General features: G+C 67.8%; 5 protein-coding genes. 4 read left to right on the forward strand and 1 reads right to left on the reverse strand.

The features are described from left to right. From ACFE8Y_RS20220 to ACFE8Y_RS20235, 4 genes are all read left to right on the forward strand, one after another. Positions 1-366: molybdopterin dinucleotide binding domain-containing protein (locus tag ACFE8Y_RS20220; RefSeq protein WP_375466166.1), on the forward strand; the 366-nt coding region annotated here is incomplete at its 5' end. A 160-nt stretch (positions 367-526) separates the two neighbouring features. After that, positions 527-820 carry a formate dehydrogenase subunit delta gene (locus ACFE8Y_RS20225; protein WP_375466167.1) on the forward strand — a complete coding sequence of 98 codons (294 nt, stop codon included), beginning with the start codon at positions 527-529 and terminating at the stop codon, positions 818-820. Between the two features lie 143 nt (positions 821-963). Continuing rightward, entirely contained in the window at positions 964-2,619 is a 1,656-nt protein-coding gene (locus tag ACFE8Y_RS20230; RefSeq protein WP_375466168.1) for an OFA family MFS transporter, read from the forward strand. A gap of 187 nt (positions 2,620-2,806) precedes the next feature. Then, positions 2,807-3,739: a LysR family transcriptional regulator gene (locus tag ACFE8Y_RS20235; RefSeq protein WP_375466169.1), complete on the forward strand. Its 933-nt coding sequence runs from the start codon at positions 2,807-2,809 to the stop codon at positions 3,737-3,739. Positions 3,740-3,853: 114 nt separating this feature from the next. Here ACFE8Y_RS20235 and ACFE8Y_RS20240 read toward each other — a convergent pair whose 3' ends face one another. Then, entirely contained in the window at positions 3,854-5,902 is a 2,049-nt protein-coding gene (locus tag ACFE8Y_RS20240; protein WP_375466170.1) for an autotransporter domain-containing protein, read from the reverse strand. Positions 5,903-6,411: the final 509 nt, after the last annotated feature.

Here is a 6,411-nt window from a genome sequence, read left to right on the forward strand (position 1 = left end):
CGCACCGAGAACTCGCGCTGGCACGAGGAGGACGTGCTGGAGATCCACCCGTTCGACGCGGAGCTGCGCGGCATCGTCGAGGGCGACCTCGTGGCGTTGGAGAGCCGCTCGGGCGACATTGCCCTGAAGGCCAAGATCACCGAGCGGATGCAGCCGGGCGTGGTCTACACCACCTTCCACCACGCCAAGACCGGCGCCAACGTCATCACCACCGACTTCTCGGACTGGGCGACCAACTGCCCCGAGTACAAGGTGACGGCGGTGCAGGTGCGGCGCACCAACCGCCCGTCCGACTGGCAGGCGAAGTTCTACGAGGAGGACTTTTCGCTCACGCGCATCGCGCAGCAGTTGGACGCGGCGGAGTAGAGACACGGCCTACTCCCTCTCCCAGGGGGAGACAGTTGAGGTGAGGGGTGTGACCTCTCTGGATGCCTCACGCCCCTCATCCTGTCCTTCTCCCCCTGGGAGAAGGGACTTGCGATTGGTCCGCAAGTCGGCGCGGGCAGACATTGTGTAAGGGTTCCCAATGAGCGCGCTGACGAGCGACGAGAAGCTGGTGCGGATGGCCAACCAGATCGCCACCTTCTTCCGGTCCTACCCGGACGAGGAGGCGGTCGCCGGCATCCACAAGCACGTCGTCGCCTTCTGGACCCCGAAGATGCTGGCCTCCCTGGAGGCTTGCCTGCCCGCGATGGGCGCGCGGGTCGATCCCCTGGTGGTGCGGGCGATGTGCGACGGCAAGCCGGAGGCCGAGAGCCCTGTCCGGCCCGCGACGCGCGATCCGCAGAAGCTCGGTGAGGGCGCGAGCGACGCGGGTTGACGACAACCGGCTTTTGTCACGGTACGAACCGGACGAACGCGTCCTCAGTCTGAATCTGCGGATGGTCTTGGGCCGGACTCATCCCTAAGCTTCGTGCTCGGAAGACGGCCCAGCCACGTGGCCGCGCCGGAGGAACGCCTATCATGACCGCACGGACCGCAGACGGCGCCCTGTTGCGCGAGCCGGCGGCAAGCTGGCTCTCCCGCGAGCACATCGTCGCCAAGGCCGGGTTCAACCGCTGGCTCGTGCCGCCGGCGGCGCTGGCCATCCACCTCTGCATCGGCATGGCCTACGGCTTCTCGGTGTTCTGGCTGCCGCTGTCGCGGGCGATCGGGATCACCGCCTCGAAGGCTTGCCCCGACCTGACGCTGGCCGGCGCCCTCGTCACCACGACCTGCGACTGGCGCGTCGCCGATCTCGGCTGGATGTACACCCTGTTCTTCGTCTTTCTCGGCGCCTCGGCCGCCTTGTTCGGTGGCTGGCTCGAGCGGGCGGGGCCGCGCAAGGCCGGGATCGCGGCGGCGCTCTGCTGGTGCGGCGGCATGGCGGTCTCGGCGGCCGGCATCCTCACCCACCAGCTCTGGCTCATGTGGCTCGGCTCCGGCGTGATCGGCGGCATCGGCCTGGGACTCGGCTACATCTCCCCGGTCTCGACGCTCATCAAGTGGTTCCCGGACCGGCGCGGCATGGCGACCGGCATGGCGATCATGGGCTTCGGCGGCGGCGCGCTGATCGGCTCGCCGCTCGCCGCGATCCTGATGGATACGTTCAAGACGCCGGCATCGGTCGGCGTCTGGCAGACCTTCCTCGTGATGGCGGCGGGCTACTTCGTGTTCATGATGGCGGGTGCGCTCGGCTACCGGGTGCCGCCGGCCGGGTGGAAGCCGGATGGCTTCACGCCCGCCGCCGCCAAGACCGGGATGATCACCAGCCGCAACGTCCACCTCGACGACGCGCACAAGACCCCGCAGTTCTGGCTGATCTGGGCGGTGCTCTGCCTCAACGTCTCGGCCGGTATCGGCGTCATTGGCATCGCCTCGCCGATGCTTCAGGAGATTTTCGGCGGCCGGCTCGTCGGCGCGCCGGGCGTCGGCTTCACCGCCCTCGATGCCGGCCAGAAGGCGGGCGTCGCGGCGATCGCGGCGGGCTTCGTCGGCCTGCTGTCGCTGTTCAACATCGGCGGCCGCTTCTTCTGGGCCTCGATGTCGGACAAGCTCGGGCGTAAGACCACCTACGCGATCTTCTTCGCCCTCGGCATCGCGCTCTACGCCGCCGCGCCCTCGTTCGCGGCCGCCGGCTCGCAGGCGCTGTTCGTGCTGTCGTTCTGCATCATCCTGTCGATGTACGGCGGGGGCTTCGCCACCGTGCCGGCGTATCTGGCCGACATCTTCGGGACGCAGTTCGTCGGCGCGATCCACGGGCGGCTGCTGACCGCATGGTCGACGGCCGGCATCGTCGGTCCGGTGGTGGTCAACTACATCCGGCAGGCGCAGGTCGATGCCGGCGTGACCGGATCGCAGCTCTACGACCGGACCATGTACATCCTGGCCGGCATGCTCGCGCTCGGCTTCGTCGCCAACCTCCTGATCCGGCCGCTGAAGCCGTCCTGGTTCATGTCGGACGAGGCCGTGGCGGCGCTCAACGTCACGGGCGCTGCCGGTACGATCCCCTCGGGCTCCTTCGGTATCGGACGCGGCGGCTTCAATGCCACGGCACTCGCGGCCTGGGCCGTCGTCGGCATCCCGATCGCTTGGGGCGTGTGGACGACGCTTGCCAAGGCGCTGATCCTGGTCCGCTGAGGGCAATCGGGTGTAGCTCAAGCCCGAGGGAACCCGGACCTGCCGCGGGTTCCTTCTCCCAGGGGGAGAAGGACAGGATGAGGGGCGTGCATCATCCGGAGTCTCATCCCTCACCCCAACCCGCTCCCGCACGGGAGAAGCGACCGGTCGCGCTGACTGCGGTCGACCGGGTTCCGGGGGGAGGCCCGTGATCGACAAGCTCGACTTCCTGCTTGCGCTGTCCCGCGAGCAGCATTTCGGCCGCGCCGCCGAGGCCTGCGGTGTGACGCAGCAGACCCTCTCGGCCGGCGTCAAGCAGCTCGAGAACCGCTTCGGTGTCCAACTCGTGCTGCGCGGCTCGCGCTTTCAGGGCTTCACCCCCGAGGGCGAGCGGGTGCTCGAGTGGGGTCGCCGCATCGTCGCCGACAGCCGGGCGATGCACGAGGACGTGGCGGGCCTGCGCCGCGGCCTCACCGGGCACCTGCGCATCGCCGCGATCCCGACGGCGCTGCCGATGGTGGCCAACCTCACGACGCCCTACCGCGCCAAGCACCCGAACGTGCGCCTGACGGTGGAGTCGACCACCTCGGCCGACATCTTCTCGCTGATCGAGAACCTGGAGGCCGATGCGGGCCTGACCTACCTCGACAACGAGCCGCTCGGCCGCGTCATCGCCGTACCGCTCTACCGGGAGCGGTATCGGCTGCTCACGGCCGCCGGCGGCCCCTACGACGACCGCGCCGCGGTGACGTGGAGCGAGATCGGCCGCCTCCCGCTCTGCCTGCTGACACCCAACATGCAGAACCGCCGCATCATCGACCAGCAGATCCGCGATGCCGGGGGCGAACCTTCGGCCTCCCTCGAATCGAACTCGATGATCGTGCTGATGACCCACGTGCGCACGCTCAAATGGGCGAGCGTGATGCCGGCGATCCTCGCCGACTCGCTCGGGCCGATGGCGGGCGTGCGCGCGATCCCGATCGTCGCGCCGGAATTGGAGCACGTGATCGGTCTCGTGGCACCCCGCCGCGAGCCCTCGACCCCGATGATCACGGCGCTCGTCGCCATCGCACGGACGCTCGCCGCGACCCTGGACCGGACGCTCGACCACTCTGCCGCGCCGGACGGCCGCGAGACGTAGGCCCGAGCCGCTCCGCGAAACGAAGCGGCCCCGACGAACCTGCGTTCGCCGGGGCCGACAAGGTCCATCCCCGCCCGTCAGTGCTTGGCCATCAGTGCTCGGCCATGCCGCGCGTCAGTACTTGGCGATGACGGCCCGGACCGGGGCGACCGGGGCCGGCGCATCGAAGGTGAAGCGGTAGTTCACGCCGATCTTGACGAGGTCGCCGGTGTGCTGAGCCGTCACGAAGGCGATGTTCGTCGGCGTGAAGGCGTAGGCCTTCCGGTCGAGCTCGAAGTGCATGTACTCGGCCTTGGCGGACCAGTTCCTGGTGATCGCGTACTCGAAGCCGCCGCCGACCGTCCAGCCGGTGGAGAACGTCTTCACGGAGGAGCCGGTGAAGGACGGAAGACCGAACAGCAGCGCCCGGTCGTTGAAGTTGTTCTGCTGCTTCTCGGACGTGTCGGCGAAGGCCGCGCCGCCCTTCACGTAGAACAGCGACCGCTCCATCGCGTAGCCGACCCGCGCGGTCGCCATGTAGAGGTCGTCAATGTTGGTCTGGCAGTTGAAGAAGTTGCCGCCGATGCCGGCCGAACAGCCGCTCCCGCCGCGAGCGTTGGTGAAGCCGGCATCGCCCGCCACGCCGACGACGATGCGGCCGAACTGGTAGTCCGCGCCGATCTGACCGCCGGCATAGACGCCCGCCGCGTGCGGGTTCGCCCGGTCGAGGATGTCGGAGAAGAAGGCGAACTGATCCTGCCGCGTCTGGCTCCACAGGCCGCCGACCGAGGCACCGGCGCTGAAGCCGGTCCAGGTGACGGGGCTGTCGAGGGGCGCGAGGAGGGGGGCCGCGTCCTTGCTGATGATGGCCCGGGCCGCCGCCTCGGGGTTGAACTGGTAGCGCAGGCCGCCGCTGACCCCCCAGCCCTCGACGCGGTCGCCGGTGCGGTAATCACCGCGAACGTAGCCGAGCCAGCCGGTGTTGAGGATCTGTCCGGCGATGCCGACCGAGAACTGGCCGTAGGTGCCGATGCGGTAGGTGCTGAGCCGCACGCGTGAATCATAAGGTGACAGAAGGGCGGTGCCGGCGGCTGCGCCGATGCCGGCGGCTTGACCGAGCGCCCCGCCCAACGATCCGAAATCCGTCGTGAGGTTCGTCCGGACGGGCGCGGCGAACTCGTTGATGACGCTGGCCGTGAAGAACGGCTGCAGGGCGTAGCCGTCGACGATGATGTTCTTGCCGATGCGCAGGCTGGCCCGGGCGAGGATGCTGTCGAAGTCCTGGATCTTGACCGAGGACGGGAACGAGAAGCCCGGGCTCGATGCGACGAGGAATTCGCCGCCGTTCTGGAGGCGGTCGACCTTGGCTTCGGAGTACACGGCGCCGGCCGAGGGCTCGACGAACCAGCCGTCGTTCAGCCCGAACTGGTAGCCGACGTTGCCGGTCAGGCTGAGGCTGCGGGCATCGAGCCGCTGGTTGGTCAGCGTGTTGGTCGGGTCGTTAAGGACACCCTGGAAGAAGTCCCAGCGCACTTGGCCGTCGGCAAAGAAGCTGCCCTTGGTGACCGCGCCGTAGATCCCGACGAACGGGGTCTGGAAGTCGGCACGGAAACCGCTCGTCGAGCGCACCGACGATTCCGTGTAGCCCATGGTCACGCCGCCATGGATGTTGAAGCCGTTGACGTTGAGCCGGGAGATGTCGGCGCCCGTCTGAAAGCCGGCATAATCCTGGAAGGTGCGGACGTTGCAGGCATTGTTCTGCGGGCTGCCGTCGAAGATCAGGGGGTTGGTGTTGGTGCCGTAGGCGCCCGGCGTCTTGGTGTCGAAGGTGCCGCCGATGCCGCGCGCCCAGACGCCGCCGCCCTGGAGGTTCTCGGACGGGTTGGCGGGCGCGCCGATGAAGCCCGAGGTCTGCGTGAGGAAGGCCGTGTTCTGCGTGGTCAGCACCGAGACGAGCGACTGCACGCCGGAGATCGTCGTCTGGGGCACGAACTGCACCTGACCGCCGATCAACCCGCCGCCGCCGCCGCCGACCGCGCCCGACAGGCCGGCGCACTGGGCGTGCGCGGCCGAGGCCGCCATCACCAGCAGCATCGCGGTGCCGCCGCGCAGGGCGGCCTTCCGGCCGTCTCGGGTCTGCGCCGGCCGGCCGGAAGGCCGCGGCGCCTGCATCGCTCTCGTCATCAGTCTATCCCGCATCGATGCCGACCGAGCCCTCGCCGAGCGACGGAGGCCGGCGAATTCGTACGCGCATACTGCCGAGATTGAGCCTCAGGATAAAGTTCGAACACGGACCCGCGCGGAGAGACTGCGCGAATGTGGCATGCGGGCCACATTTTCAGGTTCATTAATGATTTCTTCATGAAATAAATTGAAAATTGACATCCTCAAAGAAACTGTATTCCTACAAATTTTATCTCAAAAATTGTGATCTTCCAAATATAGAATCCCATCAATGGAAGATCAGAGGCCTGATTGTAGTCTCTCAGGAATGTGGCTCATCGTCAGGGCTGCACACTCTTCGAGGAGCGATACGGCGCGCAGGATATGCCCGCTCCGTATCCGAGCCGGAAGATCGCTCAGCTCCGACCTGACGTGCGCGATCCGGAGCATTCGCTGGTCTGATACGGTTTCCGGTTGATTGGTTCGGGGGGCGGCGCGCCCCGTAACCCGCGCGTCCTTCCCTCTCCCCT

The sequence above is a fragment of the uncultured Methylobacterium sp. genome (assembly GCF_964242245.1).
Classification (GTDB): domain Bacteria; phylum Pseudomonadota; class Alphaproteobacteria; order Rhizobiales; family Beijerinckiaceae; genus Methylobacterium.